This is a genomic window from Lysobacter sp. (genome assembly GCA_013141175.1).
Taxonomy (GTDB): Bacteria; Pseudomonadota; Gammaproteobacteria; order Xanthomonadales; family Xanthomonadaceae; genus Lysobacter_I.
In genome coordinates, this window is sequence record JABFRN010000001.1 from 2,727,333 (window position 1) to 2,746,851 (window position 19,519).

The following is a 19,519-nucleotide window of genomic DNA, read 5'->3' on the forward strand; positions in this document are numbered from 1 at the left end:
GCGACGGAACGGAGATCGATGGTGCGTCGATGGAATCGAGCGCGCTGCCGGGAGAGGCGCGATGCGGTTTTGAACGATGCGGCCGATCAGGCGGATGGGTGCCGGCGGCTCGTTGGAGGCGTCGGTGCGCGCGCGTCGTGGCGCAGGGCGGCGGGTCGCCGTGGAATTGCGGGAATCGCTGGAGGAAGCAACGACTTCACTGTGTTCGGCATCGACCTGTCCTTGGCGACCTTGAATCGGCAGTTGTGCGCTGCCTCGCGGTGTGGATCGAACTTATCCCGGCGAACGGTCGATTGCACGCGGCACCGCACAAAGGCCGCAAGCAGCGGTGCGCAAGGCCGAACCCGAGTCGCTTCGCTCGCGCAGCGACTTGCTTCCAGCCCCCGCCGGTCCGGACGCATGTCCGGACCGGCTCACTGTGAACATCCCATCATCGTTGGAGTGCCGGAGATCCGGCGTCGGAGCGAACGTCCCGGTGCTGCCGTTCCGATCGCCATGTGCCAGGCTCGAAGCCTTGGCGATCCCGACGATTATGGCGCGGTGGAGCAGGTGCCCGTGACGTAGGTGAAGCGGTTCGTCTGCAGACCCCAAGAGAACGGCTGCATCCCGGGGCAGTTGGTCTGCGACATCCCTCCGACGATCTGCCCTTGCGCATTGAAATAGGTGTAGGTGATCCAGCTGTTGCTGCCCAGCACGGGTCTCGCAAAACCCGTTGCGGACACCATCATGCCCAGGGCCAGGGCGACGCCCAGGACGAGCCATTGGCGACGTCCCGCGAAATGTGTTTTGTCGTTCTTCATTGGAAATTGTCCTTTTGATCTCGATGTGTGGATTCCGATCGAAACTGTTGCGAGCGGCCGACGGCATTGTCACGGCGTGCCGGCACTGTCCCTATTCGCAGGAAGTGATGCCAGCCGGACATTCCCGGCATGATGGGGGAACAGTCGGGCGCAAACCGTACGCAGGGGCGACAGGCAATGGTGCGAGGACTTGCCCGGGAACGACTGTCGCCCGATGCCACGGCCCATATCGATTCTTTCTTTGCGACAGCGGTCTGCAGCGGTTTTCTTCGCGCGAAGATCGACCCGAAGCGTGATGGCCGCATGGTATGTGGTGGCTGATTTCCTTCCGGGCAGAGCGATACGCGCCTCGAAAATCCTTGCGTCGCGTCGAAGAACGAGGGCGCTGCAGCGCCCTCGCCGGAACAATGCCATTCCGTGAAACCGGAGTGTTCGATCAGAACGATATTGGGCAGTACAGTCTACGGCTGGCCGATACCGAGCCGAAACCGTTGCTCACGGTCGCACGCACCGTGTAATAGTAACCCTCGCCCGGTGGCAGCAATTGTGCGGATACCTTTCCGTTCGCGTTTTCGCTCGACGACTGCAAGAATGCGTTCCCGCACACGCCGTAGTACCAATCCCCTGCGGCTTGGCCAAGCCCGCCGGACCAATGGACGGTCGCCGCCGTCGAAGAGTTGTACGTGACCCTGCAGTTGTAGTCCGCTGCGTAGGCGCAAGACAGGCCCGTAATGACCGGCGGCGTGCCGCCACCGCCACCCAGCGTGTACAGCAGGCGATTCGGCGAGCCTGCCCCCGGATTCGTCACCACGTTCGGCGTCGATGCATTGATCAATGCCGTCGTCACCTGTGCGGGCGTGGCGCTCGGATTGCTCGCAAGATGCAGTGCGGCGGCGCCGGCCACGTGCGGCGAGGCCATCGAGGTGCCGCTGATGGTGTTGGTCGCGGTGTTGCCGGTGTTCCAGGCCGAGGTGATGGCGCCGCCCGGCGCGAAGATATCGACGCAGGTGCCGATGTTCGAGAAGCCCGAGCGCGAATCGTTGCTGTCTGTCGATGCGACCGTGATCGCCGAGGGCGCGGCGGCGGGCGATTTGAGGCATGCATCGCCGCCATAGTCGTTGCCTGCGGCCACCGCCACCGTGACGCCGGCGTTGCTCAGATTGGCGACGGCAGCGTCCACCGAGGCGTTGGCGCCGCCGCCCAGACTCATGTTGGCGACCGCCGGCAACACGCGATTGGCCGCGACCCAGTCGATGCCGGCAATCACGCCGGCCCAGGTGCCGGAGCCGCCGCAGTCGAGCACGCGCACCGGATGCAGGGTCACGCCCTTGGCGACGCCGTAGGTGCTGCCGCCGACGGTGCCGGCGACGTGGGTGCCGTGGCCGTGGCAGTCGTTGGTGCCGCCGCCGACGGCGTCGAAGCCGTTGCCGACGCGACCGGCGTATTCGTTGTGGCTGGCGAGCATGCCGGTATCGATGATGTAGGCGTGTACGCCGGCAGCGGTGGTGTTGTAGGTGTAGGTGGTGCTGAGCGGCAGATTGCGCTGGTCGACGCGATCGAGTCCCCACGTCGCGCCGGTCTGGGTAGCGTCGATGCTGACGTAGCCGTCCTCTTCGACGTAGGCGACGCGCGGATCGGCGAGCAGGCGCGCGAGTGCGGCGTCGTCGGCCTTGACCGTGAAGCCGCGGAGCACGCGGTCGTAGCTGCGGATCAGATTGGCGCGATGGCTCGTGGCGATGTCGCTGGCCACGGCAGCAACGCGTGCCGCGCGATTCGATTCGCCGGCCAGCGTTGCCGCCGAATTCTTGAGCACGACGATGTATTGACCGTCGACCGGATGCGCCGCGGTACGCAGGTCCGCCGCAAATGCCGTTCCGGCAGCGGTCGTGAGCAGGAGCGAGGCGCCGATCGCGGCTGAAAGCAACGAGATTCGATTGTTCATGTTCATTCCTTTGATGTCGATGTGATGGTGTCGATCTGACGCGATTCACATGGGCGCGAGTCGCGTCTCCACGGATCGCTGGCGGTTCCGCGATGCGCAGGGAACATCGTTGTTGACGACCATTCCCTGGCGCGACAACTGCGGGGATGACATCGATCCGCAGCCACAAGGTATGCCTCTGATCGCAAGAGAACAAGCGTGTATCCGGGGCGCATCGAAACAATTTGTTTCCTGATGGAGGCGGTCGTATTTCCACGCCGGGAACGGTGCCCGGATGCGCGAAAATCCGCAGGAGGTCACTGTTTCGTTGCGGGCGGGGACACGATGATGACCGGCTGCGCATGACGCCGGACCGGTGCCCGCCGCTTGGAGCGATGTCCGCACGTGCCGTGCCGATCCCGGCTGCGGTACTATCCGGGCATGCGCCGAACAGGCGTTGATGTCGGTCCGGATCGGGGGATTCGGGCTTGGGCCGGTCCAAGGATGACCTGCCGCCCGTTGGGCGGCCCGGCATTATCCGTGGGCACGAAGACAATACCGGGGGAATTCATGAGTCGCAGTTCGATGATGGCGCAGTTGATGCGCTTGGCGCGCTTGGCCGCGCAAGCCGAAAAAACGGGGCAGAGTGCGCAGGAGACGATCGAGCGCGATGCCGATGCGCAGGCAGCCGGCCGGCATGAAGCGCTCCGCGACGCCAGTCGTCGGCGTTTCACGCAGGGCGCGGTGGCGGGTGTGGCGACGGCTGCGGCAGGCGCGATGACGCCCACGGCCTGGGCCGGTGCCGCCAAGCTGCGGCGCATGATCGTCGGCAGCAATGTCGCGGTGGTCGGCGCGGGTCTGGCTGGCCTGAGCTGCGCTTCCGAGCTCGCGCGCAAGGGCGTGACCGCGCAGGTGTTCGAGGCGGCGGGTCACGTCGGCGGTCGCTGCGCGACGCTGCGCGGGTTCTTCCCGGGCCAGGTCGCCGAGCGCGGCGGCGAGTTCATCGGCACTTCGCATCACACCATGATCGGTTACGCACGCGCCTTGAACCTGCCGCTCGAAGACGTTTCGATGCTGCCGGGCAATCCGTTCTACCACTTCGACGGCCGCACGTATTCCGAAGCGCAGGTGGTCGAGGAATACCGCGCCTTCGCGGCATCGATGGGCGAGGATCTGTCCGCGCTGGGCAGCCCGATCGCCGACCGGTACACCGAGACCGACGAACTGTTCGATCTGATGACCCTGGACGATTACCTCACCCTGCAGGGTGCGGGTGGCCTGCTGCGCAAGGTGATCGGCGCGGCCTACGCCGCCGAATACGGCGCTGGCGTCGACGAACTGAGTTCGATCAGCTTCCTGCGCTTCGTGCACGGCGACAAGCGCGGCAAGTTCGCGCAGGTCGGCCAGGCGAACGGTCTCGTGGGCGGCGAAGGCTTCCACGTGGTCGATGGCAACGACCGCATCGCGACCGGCCTGGCCGCGCGCCTGCCGACGCCGGTGCAGCTCGGCCACAAACTGCTCGCGGTGCGCAAACTCGCCAACGGTCGCGTGCGGCTGACTTTCGATGTCGCCGGTCGCAGCGTACAGACCGATCACGACGCGGTGGTGCTGACGCTGCCGTTCAGCGTGCTGCGCGATGTGAAGCTCGATGCCAGCCTGGAACTGCCGGCGTGGAAGCGTTACGCCATCAACCATGCGGCGATGGGCGACAACACCAAGCTGATGGTCGGCTTCAACCAGCCGTACTGGTACGTCCAGCACGGCGCCAGCGGCACCGGTTTCGGAGATCGCTCGCATCTGCAGTCGACCTGGGAAACCAATGCCTACAACGGCAACGAAAACCGCGCGGTGCTGACCACGCAAATCGGCGGCGCATCGGCGAAGTCGCTGGCCCCGCGCAACGTGCAGGCGGAGGCGTTGGCCTTTCTCGATCAGCTCGAATCCGCCTTGCCGGGTGCGCATCAGGCCGCGCAGCGCACCGCCAGCGGCGATGTGCTCGCCTTCGCCCAGAACTGGTCGCGCAACCCGTACAGCAAGGGCGCCTATACGAATGCCCGCCCGGGGTATTTCACGATGATCGCCCACAACGAGGCGAAGCGGATCGGCAACGTGATGTTCGCCGGCGAGCACACCAGCAGCTTCTACGAATGGCAGGGCACCATGGAGGGCGCGGCGCTGTCGGGCCTGCGTGCCGCGGCCGAAACCTGCACGCTGTTCCGGGTGCGTTGAGTCGCCCGCGACTGCAGAACTGAAGCGGTGATGTCAGGGCGGATCCCGCGAGAGGGGCCGCCCGGTTCACCCCGATGCCCGCTCAGGCCGTCGTGGCGGGGTCGCTGCTGTCGTCGGCCGACGCTTCACCGGAACCGGACGACTGCTTGGCCGCCTCGCGCGCCTCGCGCTTGCGTGCGTCTTTCTCGTCCTTTTCCTTCTTTTTCGCGATCTCGCGCTGACGTTTTTCGAACGAATAATTGGGCTTGGCCAAGTGGGAATGCCTCGATAGCGGGAAACCCCAGTGTAATCGGGTGGGTGTGGGGCGACAAACAGGGCTGGCGACCGGCCTGGTCCGAGCGCCGATATCGCCGCCAGCGCCTTGGAGGGCGGCTTCTGCTCCCGGCCATCGTGTGTGACCATGGCGGCATCGCGGGCCGGCCGGAATCGCTGGCAACCAAGGATTCCGCAGGGGGCGGGATGCACGGACTCAAGAATGTCAGCCATCGCCATGACGATGCGCTCAGCCGCATCGGCTGGGCGGACTTGGAGCGCCTGCTCGCGACGTATTACCGCGAAGTCGGCTGGTGGGTCGAGCATGCCGGTACCGGCGGCACGGGTGCGAAGTTCGACGGTGGCGTGGATCTGCGCATCCGCCGCGACGCCGAGGTGGTGCTGGTGCAGTGCAAACACTGGAACGCGAAGCAGGTGCCGCACAACGCGGTGCACGAACTGCTGGGCCTGATGGTCAACGAAGGCGCGACCGGCGCGGTCCTGGTCAGCAGCGGCGAGTTCACCCGCGCGGCGATCGATGCCGCACAGCGCCATGGTCACGTGAAACTGGTCGACGGCGAGACCCTGCGCGGGATGCTCGGGCCGCTGGCGGAGCCCGAGCCGCCGCCGGACGCGGCGCCTGCAAAACCCGCAAGACCCGTGCGCCCACGCACGAACTCGCTGCTCTGGCTGGTGGCATTGGTGGGCGCCATCGGTTTTGTACTCATCGTCCGGACGGTGCTTCATCGCACTGCGGATACTGCAGTTGAACCATCGGAGGATACGCGCCGCGCACCCATGGCGCGGACGGCAGATGCCAGCTACGAGGAGTCGCTGCCGGCACCTGTTGCGCAGGCTGTCGCTGCGCCTGCCGTCGCGATGCCGCCGCCCAGGCCGCCTACGGAAGCCGAGATCCGCGAATCGCAGCGCAAGGCGGATGAGGCGATGCGGTTGATCGCGGACGATACGCCTGAGCTTTGACGACGCGCATCTGTTTGCCGGAGAGGCGTGCCGCCATGTCTGCCGTAGAATCGACCGATACCGCAGGGGGCGGCAAGGAGTGCCAGAGATGAATCGGATGCTGATCGTGGCTTTGCTTGCGTGCGGTCCGTTGCTTGCCTGCACGCGCAGTGCCGAGCCACCCGAACGCAAGCCGCAGCAGGCAGGCCAGCCACTGGACCCGGTCGAACTGGCCGCGCGTATCGCCGTCAGCCGTGCTGCAGCCGCAGTGGGCGATCAGCAGGCCGTCGAAGCCAATCTGCAGGCGATCGCCGAGGATTATCGCAAGGCGATCAAACTGGCCGATCCGGCCCGCAGTGTGGACCGCGAGTCGGCGCGGCAGGCGGCGCGTCGGGTCGACGGCGTCCGTTCGGTGGCATGGATCGATCGCGAGAATCTGTTCGTCATCGTCTCAAGCAATCCAGCGAGATCGTATGCGACGATCGACGCGATCTGCCTGGAACTCGAATCGCTGGGCGATACGCTCGGCGTGGTGGTCAATCTGCAGAGCGGCGCGGCCACCAATGGCGACGATCTGGAAATCCTGAGCCGCAATTGCCAGCTCGCGCCGGGCGATCGCGCACTGTTGCAGACCAAACGGCAGATCGACGTGATTCCCGCCGAGGTTCGTGCGCAGCATCGCGTCAACAATCCTGACGTGAGCGCGAAAGCGCTTGCCGACTGGAAGCGCAGCAATGCCGAGGCGATGCGCGCCATCGAAGACGATACGCCGGAGATGTGACCGTACACGAGCGCCGTTTCACGAAGTCGGCGACAATGCCCCCTCACTCCCACGACGCCACGATGCGATGAGAACCCCCAAGGGACTGCAACCTTTGATCGACGACGGTGTGATCGACGAAGTCCTGCGTCCGCTGAAAAGCGGCAAGGAAGCGTCGGTCTACGTGGTGCGCGTGGGCGATGAGATCCGCTGCGCGAAGGTCTACAAGGACATGGCGCAGCGCAGCTTCCAGGCGCGGGTGCAGTACCAGGAAGGCCGCAAGGTGCGCGGCAGCCGGCAGGCGCGGGCGATCGGCAAGGCCACCAAGTTCGGCCGCAAGGAGCAGGAGGAAGCCTGGAAGCACGCCGAGGTCGATGCGCTGTTCGCGCTGGCCGAGGCCGGCGTGCATGTGCCGCGCGCTTACGGCTATTTCCACGGCGTGCTGGTGATGGATCTGGTGACCGACGCCGATGGCCACAGCGCGCCGCGTCTGGGCGAAGTGGAACTGACCGCTGACGAGGCCCGTGCGTACCACGCGCGGCTGATCGGCGATGTCGTGCGCATGCTCTGCGTCGGCCTGATCCATGGCGATCTGTCCGAATACAACGTGCTGGCGACGCCCGACGGACCGGTGGTGATCGATTTCCCGCAGGTGGTCAGCGCCGCCGGCAACAACGAAGCGCGCAGGATGCTGTTGCGCGACGTGCACAATCTGCGCGATACGCTGAGCCGTTTCGCGCCTGAGCTGGCGGAGACGCACTACGGCGAAGAGATGTGGGCGCTGTACGAAAAGGGCGATCTGCGCCCGGATGCCGCGCTGACCGGGCATTTCAAGTTCGACACCCGCCGCGCCGACGTGCGTGCGGTGCAGCTGTCGATCGAAGACGCGCGCCAGGAAGCGATCATCCGCCAGCAGGGTCGCGAAGAAGCCGAAGAGCGCGACTGATCGCGTTCATTCCGTTTTCCGCATGCAGCGCTGATAGCGCTGGTTGACCCGCGTCGCGAACCATTCGGTGGTGAGTTTTCGGGTGATCTTCGGGCTGTGCAGGCGGATGCGCGGCAGCGTCGCGCGCGGCAGCGTTTTGCCGTTGCGCTTGTCGGCCAGGTCGAACACGCGGGTGTACAGATCGCTGTTCTCGAAGCTGTGGCGATGCGCGCCGGACAAGGCGCGATGGATGTCGTCGGGCGTCATGCCGAGTTTTGAGGCGAGTGTGATCACCGCTTTTTCGGTTGTGCCGATCTTGTCGCCGTCCTTGCTTTTTCGGTAGCGGATCAGATCGCCGTCGAGGTCCAGCGGAATGCCGGTCGCCACCGACACCGCGTTCTGGAATGCGGCGTTGCGGCTGGCGTAGCGGCCGGCGTTGAAATCGGCGAAGCGGAACAGCGGCTTCTCATACGACGCGGGATAACCGAGCAGATGGGCGATGCCGAAATACATCCCGCCGCGGCGGGTGAACACTTCGTGGCGGATCGAGCCATCGACGGCGTAGGGGTAGGGGCGTTCGTTGGCATGCGCTTCGGCGAACGCGATGCTGACCTGCATCGGCCCGCCGGTATGCACCGGGTTGGCGCGGGCAAGCAAGCGCTTGCCCATCGGCACGCGCGCGATCATTTCCTCGAAGATGTCGCTCAGTTCCTTCTCGGTGCGCACCGCCGAGATGCGCGTGTCCCAGGTGTCGCCGTTGGGCGATTTCATCTGCAGCGCGGCGCGAACGGCGAACGCCGGAATTTTGTAACGCCCGGCGCGCTGTTCGATCTCGCTGCGCGCGATCTTGCCCAGGCCCGGCACCACCGGATTGGCGCTGAAGGTGGATTCCTGTTCGGTGATGGCCAGCGCCGAGCACAGATGCTGCGGCGTGGGTTCGATCTCCAGCGCCGCGAACGCCGCCTGGATGTCTTCCGCCCAACCGGCGCGATCCTGCACCGTGGCCGGCATCAGCCGACGCAGCTGCGCGCGCACCTGTTCCGGCGTGGGCGGTGGCGGGCGACCGTCGCAACCGCCAAGCAGGGTGAGCATCAGCGACAGCGATACGGACGTGAACGCGATTCGCCTCGCGCGGGGCCGGACGGGTTCGGTCATGCGCACGACTGTAACCCGGCGCCGTTCTTGAACGCGGCGGTGCGCTGGCGACAGGCTGTCACCGCTGTCCCTGATGCCCGGTATCGCAAGCCGCCAAGCCCGGGCAAGCGCTTTGTCCTATGCTGGACGGGCGGAGTGGACGGTTCTGCATCCAGACGCCCGCCATCGGCGGCGTCGAAGCGTTCAGCGCGCAATCTCGCACGAGGGTGATGGTCATGCGCACGCAATCGGTGTCCGGAGATCGTATGTCGCGTCATGTCGAGCCTGTCTGCCTGGTGTTCGCGCTGTCCCTTGCGCTGTCCGGGTGCGGCCCGTCGACGGACCGCGAGGCGGCGCAGCGCTCGTCCCGCGCGTCGCCGTCTTCCTTGATTGTGCCAACGATGATCGCGCCAACGATCGGCGCTGCAGGCGACAAGCCGCGCATCACCGGTGGGCCGCAGCCGGCGGTCCTGGCCGGGCCGCAGTCCTATCCCGTCACCGGGCTTTCGCCGCTCACGCCGGGCTGCGATGGCGCGCTGGTCGGCGGAACGGTCTACATCGGTGCCGAAGTGGAGCCGCATCTCGCCGCGCATCCCACGAATCCGAACATCCTCGTCGGCGCCTGGCAGCAGGATCGCTGGTCGAACGGTTCGGCGCGCGCGCTGATCGCGGCGACTTCGCTGGATGGTGGTCGCAACTGGACGCGTCGCGCGCTGCCGTTCTCGCGCTGCGGCGGCGGCACGGTGATGAACGGTGGCGATTACCAGCGCGCGTCCGATCCCTGGGTGTCGTATTCGCCGAACGGTGTGGTCCACGCGATGTCGCTGTCGACGAATGGCGACATCAACACGATGCTGGCCAGTCGTTCCTTCGATCACGGTCGCACCTGGACCAATGCCGCGACGCTGATCCTCGACGGCGCAGCGGCGTTCAACGACAAGAATGCGATCACCGCGGATCCGTTCGACGCCGATTTTGTCTACGCGGTATGGGATCGCCTGATCGCCTCCAACAATACCGGCCCCGCCTATCTCGCGCGCAGCACCAACAACGGCGCCAGTTGGGAGCCGGCGCGGCCGATCTTCGATCCCGGCACGCGCAACCAGACCATCGGCAATATCGTGGTGGTGCTGCCGGGCGGTCTGTTGCTGGACGTGTTCGCGCAGATCGACAGTCCGCTCGGCGGGCTGCAGCGCGCGCGGGTCGCGGTGATCCGTTCGTTCGATCGCGGCAACACCTGGTCGGCGCCGGTCTACATTGCCGACATGCTGGGGATCGGCGTCACCGATCCTTCCACGGGCACGGCGATACGCGATGGCGCGATCGTCCCGGAGATCGCGGTCGGGCCGAATGGCGAGGTCTTCGTCGCGTGGCAGGACTCGCGTTTCAGCGGTGGGCTGTACGACGGCATCGCGGTCTCGCGTTCCAGCGACGGCGGACTGACGTGGTCGACGCCCGTGCGCGTCAACGGCGCGCCGAACGTGCCCGCATTCACGCCGAGCATTCACGTCCTGCCGGACGGCACCGTCGGCGTGACCTACTACGATCTGCGCAGCGATACCGCGACGGCGCCGCTGTTCACCGACAGCTGGCTGGCGCGCTCCCGCGATGGCGGCGCAACGTGGAGCGATCTGCGCATCGCCGAGCCGTTCGACATGAACTTCGCGCCGTTCGCGCGCGGACTGTTCGTCGGCGATTATCAGGGATTGATGAGCGCTGGCGGCGAATTCCTGCCGTTCCATGTGCGCGCCAACAGCGGCGCCGACGACAACCGCACCGATGTGTTCGCGATCTCGCTGGCGAACGTGCCGCGCGACAGCGGCACGCGGATGCCGGCTGCGGCGATGCAGCGCGACATGCGCGCGCGCCAGGCGCCTGCGGATTTCAGGCCGGGCATCGCGCTGCGCCAGCGCGTCGACGCGAATCTGCGCAAGCGCCTGCGCCGGCCGCCCGAGCCGGGCGCGCCGTCGCGGATGATGCCGCACTACGCAACGCTGGCGCTGCTGCAGCGCTGAGCACAAGGAGCGCCTACAATCCCTGACCCTTTCCCGTCAGGCACCGGCATGTCGCCAAAATCCACCGTGGTCAAGGTCGAGCTGCAGGTCAGCGACATGGACCGGCATTACTACGCCCAGCACAACCTGACCCTGGCCCAGCATCCGTCCGAAACCGACGTGCGACTGATGGTGCGGCTGCTGGCGTTCGCGCTGTACGCGGACGAACGTCTGGAATTCGGCCGCGGCCTGAGCGACGACAGCGAGCCGGATCTGTGGCAGCGCGATTACGTGGGCGATATCCAGCGCTGGATCGAACTCGGCCAGCCCGACGAAAGCCGCATCCGCAAAGCCTGCGCGCGCGCGGAGCAGGTGGTGGTGGTGAATTACGGCGGCCACGCCGCGGAGGTGTGGTGGAACAGGATTTCAGCCAGCCTGTCGCGGTTCGACAATCTCACCGTGATCGATCTGGATCCGAAAGCGATCGATGAGATCGTAGGCCATCTGCAGCGCGGCATGCGCCTCACCGCGATGATCCAGGACACCGAAGTGCAGCTGATGAGCGACAGCCTGAACGTGGCGCTGACGCCACGGGTGCGGATGGCGGCGACTTGAGTCGCCGGAAAGCTCAGTCGCGATCCGGCGCACCCAGCGGAAAATACGCACGATAAGGCCGCGCCTCGTCGACGGCGCGGACTACCGAGGGACGCGCGAGCAGCCGCTGGCGATACGCGTGGACGTTCGCGAACGATGGATCGATGGCGTGGGTCCAGTCGGCGTAGAAGAGGAAAGGCGCGGCGCCGCAATCCGCAAGGCTGAAATGTTCGCCCGCCGCCCATTCGCGATCGCGCATGCGCGCGTCGAGCCATGCGTAGGCTTTTTCCAGCATCGCGCGCGCTTCGGTCACGCCATACGCGTCGCGCGCGGCTTCCGGCCGGAGGCTGTCGAAGACGAATTTCTGCTGCGGCGTGGAGACATAGTTGTCGAAGAAGCGGTCGAGCATGCGTACTTCCAGTGCGGCTTCGGCGTCCTCGGGGATCAGGCGTACCGGTCCGGGAAAGCGCAGGCCGAGATACTCGACGATGATGCTGGCCTCGACGACCATCCGTGGACCGTCCAGCAGTACCGGGAAGCGAGGGATCGGCCACAGCGAGGCGAGTCTGCGCGTGTTCTCCGGGCCATCTTCGCCGTCGAGGATGCGAAACTCGAACGGCGTGCCGTTCTCGTACAGTGCGATCAGCACTTTCTGCGAATACGATGAAAACGGATGGGCATAAAGCTGAAGGGACATCGCGTGCTCCTGAATCGGCGGGGGATGGCATCGAGACGAACCAGGGGGCACGGACTCGACATGCCGGCGCTTTCCGCCGTCCTGACCCGGTCATGACCATGCCATCGTCATGGAACGATACACGCGCCGATCCCGTTATGATCGCCATGACCTGCGATGCCGTCCGCGTCGCGTCGCAAGAGAATCCCACGATGCCAGCCTTACGCTCTTTTGCCGCGCTGTTGGTCGCCCTGTGTGCCAGCGCCCCCGTTTTCGCCTCCGAATCCAACAAGTGGCGCCTCGAGTTCAGCGGCGCGGCCGAGTCCGCGGGTGAAATCGTGCTCGAGATCGTGCCGAAGGGGCGCGAAGCGGTGCGGGTACGGGTGGCGATCGAACGCAACGACGGCGAGAACCGGGTCGCGCGCAAGGTGAAGACCGCGATCGACCGCCAGGCCGGGCGCTGGGTCGATGCCGAATTGGACGATGGCGAGGACGTGCTGGTGCAGCGCCGTTTGCTGCGACCGCGGGTGTCCATCGCGCTGGTGTCCAGCACCGTGAAGGACGTGCGGATCAACTTCGACAAGGAGTGATGCGGGCGCCGGTGCCGTGCAGCGCGGCCGACGCGATCATCCCGCTGCGTTCGGGTACGTGTAGTACCTCGTTGATATTTCGGAGGCGATCATGGCGACCGGATGGGCAGGCGATGGTGCCGTACAGGACCAGATCGACGCCACCGTCAAGGACGGTATCCAGCGCGTGCGCAACCGGCTGCCGCAAGGGCCCGGTTTGACGCACTGCGAAGACTGCGATGCGGACATTCCAGAGGCGCGGCGCAAGGCTGTGCCGGGCGTGCGCCTGTGCGTGAACTGCCAGGATGCCCACGACAAGGCGGACGCCAAGAGCAGCGGCTACAACCGTCGAGGCAGCAAGGACAGCCAGCTGCGCTGAACGCAAGGCGTTGATTTCCCTGAACACCATGGCCGGTGTTCGATCCCTGACCGGAAAAATTTGTGATCGATGTCACGAGATCTCGATCGCGCAAGTCCAGGATGGCCGCCGGTTGCAGGGGGTCGCGTTGTAACAAAAGGCGGCGATGAGGCCGTCAAGCGATCCCCCGAAGCTCAACGACGCGCAGCGACCCTGCCGTGCACGGATGCCGTAACAGCGACACAGCGACTGAAAGACGAAGCCGCCGGGGCGGGCGTCTCCGCCCCGACGGTGTTGCAACGTCAGTCCCGCCGCAGCCACCACAGGAACAGCGCGAGCAGCACGCTGAGCACGATGCCGACCTTCAGTACCGTGCCGAGCCGGGTCTGCTGGCCGGGCAGCGCACTGCGGTTGTAGTCGCCATGGAACAGACGTGCGCGGATCGCCTTCGGAGCGAGGTTTTTGCGGTCCTGCAACGCGAGCCGTACTTCCACATAGGTCTTGTCGGGAAAGCTGTAGGCATGCCCCTCGCGGCCGACCCACGCCGCCTGCGGCGCGCTGCCGACATTGACGACGCTCTCGCCCATGTAGGCGGTGCGGATGCCGATGACACCCAGCGTGATCGGGATGGCGCATGGATCGCGCGCCTCGGGGCATTCGATGCCGACATCGATCAGCGCTTCGCCGTCCATGTCGTCGCTGGGTCGCGTCGCGGCGTAGTCGATGAGCAGGGTGACCGGGCCCTTGCTCGCGTCGTAAGTGAATCGACCGGCTTCAAGCCGGCTGTAGTCCTTGGCCTGCGCCTGGATCTCCGGGCCGGTCCAGGTCGTATCGGCAAGCATTTCCAGCGGCTTCGCCGGATCCTTGCTTTCGAGCGGCATCGGCAGGGCGTTCGACTGCGCGAAGACCGCAAGGGGCGCTGCGATCAGTGCGCCGGACAGCGCGAGACGCTGGATGCAGCGACGCATGGCGATACCGGATCCGATCATGTCGAAATCATCCGCAAGAAGTGAAAGACGGCGATCATTCGATCACCCGCCAACCGCCCGGGCCATCGAACATCGTCACCTTGGTGTCGATGCTCTCGGTCTGCGTTTTCACCGGCGGGAAACTCGCGTTGTAGGTGATCTCGCACACGTACACGCGATCGCCGCCGGTGCAGCCGCGCTTGCTCACCGAGTGCAGGCGGATGTCGAAACGGATGTCGCGGAAACCGCCGGCGGATCCGAGGTTGATCTTCACGCCGCCGCGATCGTTGTAATGATCGAGATGCTCGCGCAGCGCGCTCTCGAGATCACTCTGGCCGGGTTCGCCGCCGCCGACGCTGCAGGCGGCGGGCGCGAGCAGCGCGGCGAGCAGGGCTGCCCGTAATCGACCTTTGCGGAGCCTCATCGCATCCCCCTGCGCGGACCGGATTCTGCGCGCGAGGATAGCCCAGTCGATGCGGCTTGTCGCCGTGGCCCGGATCGGCTTTCGCGTATCCGGGCACGGGGTGTCACGACTGCATCAAGGCTGGTAGGTCACCCTCAACGTCGCCGTCGCACCCTTGTCGATCCAGAGGTAGTTCGTCGTGGTCTGGTTGCTGGCGAAGCGCAGTCGCAGTTGGGTGCGGCCGGTCCTGTTGATCGCGGCGAGGCCGCTTGCGGCGAAGAGATTGCTGGTCTGGTTGCCGCCTGCGAACGACAGCAGTTGGGCGACGGCGCTCGACGTCGTGGCTGCGGCCCAGTCGCCGGTTTCGATGATGCATGCGCCGAGGCAGCCGGTGTGCGCGTCGATCACCAGGCTGTTGCCGGCGGGATTGCTCCACGGGTCGCCGGAAGCACTGCGGTAAGCGACGGTGAGCGTGGCCGAGGTCACGGTGGCGCCGTCGGGCAGCGAAGACGTGTCGAACGACAGCAGCGTGCGATTGAATTTGCTGTCGGTGCCGCGACCGATGGCCAGACCGAGGCTGGATTCCAGCGTGCCGACCGCAGGTGCGGTGCCGCCGCTGCCGGCTTTGACGTAACCATCGTTGGCGTCTTCGTTGGAGAAGGTGACGGTGACCGGCGTGGTGCCGCCGCCACCGCCCGTGCCGCCGGTGACGGTCACGTTCACCGACGCCGAGCTGCCGGTGTTGCCGGCCAGATCGACCGCGCGCGCCTGCAGTGCATGCGCGCCGTTGCTGGCGGTGGTGCTGTTCCAACTGTAGGCGTAAGGCGCGGTGGCGTCGCTGCCGAGCAGCGCGCCATCGAGCAGGAATTCGACGTGATCCACACCGATGTTGTCGCTGGCGTTCGCGGCGATCGCGACGGTGCCGCTGACCGTGGCGCCGTTGGCGGGTGCGGTGATCGTCGCGGTCGGCGCGACGCCGTCGAGATTGTCGAGGCCGAAGAAACGCGCGATGTGGTAGCTCGAACACAGGTTCACGTCGAGGATGTACGCGCCCGCCGTGCCGCATTGGGTCGCGCCGGCGCCCGGGTCCACCGGCGTGCCGTGGCCCATGCCGGTGATGGTGTAGGTTTCGACCCGCGCTTGCCCCGATGCGGTTTTATAGACGTTGTGCGGAAAACCGCCGACGGTGTCGCTGACTTCCGGCGTCTGGTCGATGCCGTGCACATTGGTCCACTGTTCCATGCTCTCGGTCAGGTTCAGCGGACGCACGACGAAATCGCCATCGCCGTGCCAGATCGAGACGATCGGCCACGGCCCGGTCCAGGTCGAGGATGCACGCACCTTGTCGCCCCACTGCGCGGGCGTGAGGTTGCTGCCGGGATTCATGCAACTGAAAGCGGCGCTCTGGCTGGTCGCGCAGCGATGCGGCAGCCCGGCGATGATGGCGCCGCCGGCGAACACGTCCGGATACGCGGCGAGCATGGTCGATGTCATCGCGCCGCCGGCGGACAATCCGGTGATGTAGACGCGCGATGCGGCGGTGCCGTGATCGACGACCATCCGATCGACCATCTGTTTGATCGACAGCGCTTCGCCCTGGCCGCGAGCGGTATCGCCCGATTCGAACCAGTTGAAGCAACCGCTGGAATTGTTGGCGCTCTGCTGCTGCGGCAACAACAGCGCGAAGCGGAAGCGATCCGCGAACAGTTGCCAACCGGTTTCGGCGTCGTAGTTCGCGGCGGTCTGCGAACAGCCGTGCAATGCGACCACCAGCGGTGCGTTCGTCGACAAGCCGCTGGGCACGTATTTGAACATGCGCAGATTGCCGGGATTGCTGCCGAAGCCGGTGACTTCCGTCTGCGCGGACGCGGGCGAAGCGATCAGCGCGAACAGCAGCGCGAACAGTGCGAACGGGCGACGTGCAACGGGGACGAGACGGGCAACGAATGCGAGCGCGGACATCGACGGCACCTCCTGTGGCGGATGGCCGCAGTGGGCCACAGGGATCGGAATCGCGACATTGGCCGATGGGGCAAGCTGCGCTGCAACATCGCGGCGACGGCGCTGGCCGCGCGCGACACGCATGTCCCGGAGCTTCAGGCGTTCTGATCGTCCGGAGACAACCACCAGCGCTCGCCGTCGGTGGGCGGCGCACTCGGGACGGCGTCGCGAGTTTCGACGGCATCGAGCCGACGGCCACTGCCGTTGGACACCCAGCGTTGCAGCAGTTTCGAGATCGAATGCCGGCTCTGCGCGGCGATGCCGAGATTGCGTTCTGGCCACCACTCGCTGCGCTTTTCGACACCGTGCGCATCGCCACCGCGGTGCGGCGCACCGTAACTGCAGCGCAGGCAGTAGTGCGCGATGCTTTCGGTCCAATCTTCGATGAAAGCGATGCCGGGCATGCGCGCTTCCACCAGCGTGTCGAGATCCTCGTGCTGCGGGCAGCTCACGAAAACGGCGAAGGTCTGGAATTCCGAAGTTTCCAGGCGCTCCAGGACGTTGAACACGGGCACCATGCTCTGATGGAAACGGCGTTGGCCGGTGGCGGCGCCGTCGTGCAGCACGATATCGCCGTAGCGGTAACCGCTGTCCGGCAACGGTACGTTGATCAAACGCGCGCGCACCGGGTCGACGCGACGACCGAACAGGGTTTCGCCGCGATCCCATGCATTCAATCTGACGCTGGCCACGCCGAAGTTCGCGTCGATCTCGCCGTCGCCGTCGGGAATCCCGATCCCGCAGCCCGTCCACTGGCGTCGCACTTCGCCCCAGTCGCCGAGCGCGGTTGCGGCGATCGCGGCGTTCCATCGAGATGCTTCGTCCGCGTCGGTACGCAGCGCGAGCGAACGCAGATTGTGTCGCAGAGAGAGCGGCCAATCGCGCAGATACTTGCAGACCAGGCCTTGCATGTAGTGGTAGTCGGGCATGTCCGGTGCAGCCGCCAGCAACGTATCGAACCATGCGCGCGCTTCGATCAGATCGCCGTCGTCGTAGGCGGCGTACGCGCGCGCGGCAAGCGCATCGAGTGCGTCGCGATCGACAGGGGGCGGATCGGTGCTCATGCCCGAAACTCTCGGAGGACTGGCCTGCATCCTGCCATCGGTGGCGTCCGGCGCATAGCGGTGCGCCGGTTGCCGGGAGTCAGCGGCCCGTGGACCACAGCGCCATGGCCAGAATGAGGCCATGCGCCTGCGCCGCGATCAGGGTGACGACGATCGCGGGCCGCAGCTTCTGCGGCGCGGCGGCGCATTTGAAGATCATCGCGGCGCCCGTCAGGGACAGGAGCAGCGTGGGCAGCGCGGCAGCGGCGATCATCGGCAGCGCTCCGCGGCCGATCGCGATCGCAACCCAGCCATGCGCGATGACCGCGAGTGCGGCATACAGCAACGCCGCTCGACGCGGCCCCAGGATCACCGCCAAGGTGCGTTTGTCGACCCGCGCATCGGAGGCGGCATCCGGAAGTCCGTTCACCAGCAGCAGATCGGCGATCAGCAGCGCGTAGCCGGCGCCGGCGATCGCCGGTACTGTCGAAAAACCGCCGCGCTGCACGTAATCCGCGCCGATCACGACCAGCCACCACGCCATCGCCACGCTCGGTTCGCCCAGTCCGCGTCCCATCAGGCGCAGCGGTGGCATCGAATATGCCCACGCCAGCACGAGCCCCGCAGCTCCGATCCACCCTAGACCGGGCGCATGCAGCGCTGCCGCGAGCGTCGCACCGCCAACGACCGACACGAGCAGCAGGACCGACGCCAGACGCCCGGTCTGCGCGACCGTGGTCGCGCCGGTCTGGATCAGTCGGGAGCCACCGGTGAACGGCGCGATGCCGGTGTCGTTGCCGTCGTCGGCGCCGCTGAGCGCATCGGCGAAATCGTTGATGACGTTGGCCGCAGCGTGCGCCACGAGGGCGAGGATCAGCGTGATCGCCGCGAGCCGGGGGGACAGGGCGATGCCCGATGCGCGCGCGGCGCCCAGGCCGATCGCGACACCGATGGCGGTGGCGGTCAGGAAACCCGGTCGGGTCATCCGCCACAGGGTGTTCCATCGGAGCGTGGGCGTGGCGGGCATGGGGCGGCATGGTACGCGAGTCGCCCCGAGGGTTGCGCTGTCGCGGGGCGGTCTCAAGTTGTATCGTGCGCCGGAGGTGGATCGCGATTGGAGAGCACGCAGTGAACGATGACACTCGAGCGCCGGAAGAAACCCCGGGTGCAGCACCGGAAGCAGCAGCACCGCCGTTCGTCGTGCCATGCGCTGTCCTGGATGCCGGCGCACCGCTGCGCTGGCTGCGCGCAGGATGGCGGGATCTCCGCGCCGCGCCGGGACTGTCGATGATCTTCGGCGTGGTGATCGTACTGGTCAGCGCCGGCATCTCGCTGCTGGCATGGAACCTCGGGCGTTTCGCCTTGTTGGCGACGCTGTTGTCGGGGTTCGTGTTCGTCGCGCCGTTGATCTGCGTCGGCCTGTACTGCGTCAGTCGCGCATTGTCGCGCGGACGCAAGCCGACGCTCGGCGATTCGTTCGTGCTGGCGCGTCGCGTGGTCGGGCAAGCGGGCGTCTTCGCGCTGGCCCAAGGCGTGATCGTGCTGCTGTGGTCGCGCGCGGGCATGATGGTCGGCGCGTTCTTTCCGATCGACGAAAGCAACGCGCATACGCTGTGGGAATTCCTCGCGATCGGTTCGGCGGTCGGCTCGATCTTCGCCGCGCTCACGTTCGCGGTCGCTGCCTTCTCGCTGCCGATGATCGCCGACCGCGATGTCGACATGGTCACCGCCGCGGTCTCCAGCGTGAATGCGGTCCTGCGCAACAAGGCGGTGCTGCTGCTGTGGGCCGCGATCATCGTAGCGTTGACCGCGATCGGTTTCGCCACCGCTTTGCTGGGCCTGGGCATTCTGATGCCGTGGCTGGCCTACGCGGCCTGGCATGGCTATCGGGAGACGCTCGACGCGAGCGCGTGGCCGGCGCTGGATTGATCC

At 66.3% G+C, this 19,519-nt stretch carries 19 protein-coding genes; 9 read left to right on the plus strand and 10 right to left on the minus strand.

Features of this window, described 5'->3' with window-relative positions; genetic code table 11:
• Positions 1-530: 530 nt before the first annotated feature.
• Entirely contained in the window at positions 531-800 is a 270-nt protein-coding gene (locus HOP03_11965; GenBank protein ID NOT88886.1) for a hypothetical protein, read from the minus strand.
• 436 nt (positions 801-1,236) lie between these two features.
• Complete coding sequence (locus HOP03_11970; protein NOT88887.1) at positions 1,237-2,742, minus strand: S8 family peptidase; 1,506 nt, start codon at positions 2,740-2,742, stop codon at positions 1,237-1,239.
• Between the two features lie 549 nt (positions 2,743-3,291).
• Here HOP03_11970 and HOP03_11975 point away from each other — a divergent pair.
• Positions 3,292-4,950, plus strand: coding sequence for an FAD-dependent oxidoreductase (locus HOP03_11975; GenBank protein NOT88888.1), 1,659 nt, complete (start codon positions 3,292-3,294; stop codon positions 4,948-4,950).
• An 82-nt stretch (positions 4,951-5,032) separates the two neighbouring features.
• On the opposite strand, the gene HOP03_11980 is transcribed toward HOP03_11975, so the two are convergent.
• A complete protein-coding gene (locus HOP03_11980) occupies positions 5,033-5,203 on the minus strand; it encodes a hypothetical protein (GenBank protein NOT88889.1) in 171 nt (56 codons plus the stop codon).
• 206 nt (positions 5,204-5,409) lie between these two features.
• On the opposite strand from HOP03_11980, the gene HOP03_11985 reads away from it, so the two are divergent.
• The 3 genes from HOP03_11985 (at position 5,410) to HOP03_11995 (ending at position 7,868) form a co-directional block, all read left to right on the plus strand.
• Positions 5,410-6,183 (plus strand): restriction endonuclease, encoded by a 774-nt coding sequence (locus HOP03_11985; protein NOT88890.1) that lies wholly within the window; start codon positions 5,410-5,412, stop codon positions 6,181-6,183.
• Positions 6,184-6,271: 88 nt separating this feature from the next.
• Entirely contained in the window at positions 6,272-6,943 is a 672-nt protein-coding gene (locus tag HOP03_11990; GenBank protein NOT88891.1) for a hypothetical protein, read from the plus strand.
• Between the two features lie 67 nt (positions 6,944-7,010).
• Positions 7,011-7,868, plus strand: a complete 858-nt coding sequence (locus tag HOP03_11995; protein NOT88892.1) for a serine protein kinase RIO — start codon at positions 7,011-7,013, stop codon at positions 7,866-7,868.
• Between the two features lie 6 nt (positions 7,869-7,874).
• Here HOP03_11995 and HOP03_12000 read toward each other — a convergent pair whose 3' ends face one another.
• Positions 7,875-8,939: a DUF1615 domain-containing protein gene (locus tag HOP03_12000; GenBank protein NOT88893.1), complete on the minus strand. Its 1,065-nt coding sequence runs from the start codon at positions 8,937-8,939 to the stop codon at positions 7,875-7,877.
• A gap of 599 nt (positions 8,940-9,538) precedes the next feature.
• Between HOP03_12000 and HOP03_12005 the strand changes: the two genes are divergently transcribed.
• Both HOP03_12005 and HOP03_12010 read left to right on the plus strand, forming a co-directional pair.
• On the plus strand, positions 9,539-10,996 hold the full coding sequence (locus HOP03_12005; protein NOT88894.1) for an exo-alpha-sialidase: 1,458 nt from the start codon (positions 9,539-9,541) through the stop codon (positions 10,994-10,996).
• Positions 10,997-11,044: 48 nt separating this feature from the next.
• Positions 11,045-11,590, plus strand: a complete 546-nt coding sequence (locus tag HOP03_12010) for a YaeQ family protein (GenBank protein ID NOT88895.1) — start codon at positions 11,045-11,047, stop codon at positions 11,588-11,590.
• A 13-nt stretch (positions 11,591-11,603) separates the two neighbouring features.
• Here the strand turns inward: HOP03_12010 and HOP03_12015 are convergent, their stop codons facing one another.
• Complete coding sequence (locus HOP03_12015; GenBank protein ID NOT88896.1) at positions 11,604-12,266, minus strand: glutathione S-transferase family protein; 663 nt, start codon at positions 12,264-12,266, stop codon at positions 11,604-11,606.
• 92 nt (positions 12,267-12,358) lie between these two features.
• Here HOP03_12015 and HOP03_12020 point away from each other — a divergent pair, with 92 nt between their 5' ends.
• Positions 12,359-12,835 (plus strand): hypothetical protein, encoded by a 477-nt coding sequence (locus HOP03_12020; GenBank protein NOT88897.1) that lies wholly within the window; start codon positions 12,359-12,361, stop codon positions 12,833-12,835.
• A gap of 91 nt (positions 12,836-12,926) precedes the next feature.
• Positions 12,927-13,193, plus strand: coding sequence for a DksA/TraR family C4-type zinc finger protein (locus tag HOP03_12025; GenBank protein ID NOT88898.1), 267 nt, complete (start codon positions 12,927-12,929; stop codon positions 13,191-13,193).
• A gap of 281 nt (positions 13,194-13,474) precedes the next feature.
• Here the strand turns inward: HOP03_12025 and HOP03_12030 are convergent, their stop codons facing one another.
• The 5 genes from HOP03_12030 to HOP03_12050 all read right to left on the minus strand — a co-directional run bounded on the left by HOP03_12030 (position 13,475) and on the right by HOP03_12050 (position 18,572).
• Positions 13,475-14,140, minus strand: coding sequence for a hypothetical protein (locus HOP03_12030; protein ID NOT88899.1), 666 nt, complete (start codon positions 14,138-14,140; stop codon positions 13,475-13,477).
• Between the two features lie 55 nt (positions 14,141-14,195).
• A complete protein-coding gene (locus tag HOP03_12035; protein ID NOT88900.1) occupies positions 14,196-14,564 on the minus strand; it encodes a hypothetical protein in 369 nt (122 codons plus the stop codon).
• A gap of 114 nt (positions 14,565-14,678) precedes the next feature.
• On the minus strand, positions 14,679-16,505 hold the full coding sequence (locus tag HOP03_12040) for a PHB depolymerase family esterase (protein ID NOT88901.1): 1,827 nt from the start codon (positions 16,503-16,505) through the stop codon (positions 14,679-14,681).
• A 134-nt stretch (positions 16,506-16,639) separates the two neighbouring features.
• The gene (locus HOP03_12045; protein ID NOT88902.1) at positions 16,640-17,608 is read right to left on the minus strand and encodes a hypothetical protein; all 969 of its coding nucleotides are present in this window, start codon (positions 17,606-17,608) and stop codon (positions 16,640-16,642) included.
• 79 nt (positions 17,609-17,687) lie between these two features.
• On the minus strand, positions 17,688-18,572 hold the full coding sequence (locus HOP03_12050) for a prenyltransferase (protein ID NOT88903.1): 885 nt from the start codon (positions 18,570-18,572) through the stop codon (positions 17,688-17,690).
• A 143-nt stretch (positions 18,573-18,715) separates the two neighbouring features.
• On the opposite strand from HOP03_12050, the gene HOP03_12055 reads away from it, so the two are divergent.
• Positions 18,716-19,516: a DUF2189 domain-containing protein gene (locus HOP03_12055; protein NOT88904.1), complete on the plus strand. Its 801-nt coding sequence runs from the start codon at positions 18,716-18,718 to the stop codon at positions 19,514-19,516.
• Positions 19,517-19,519: the final 3 nt, after the last annotated feature.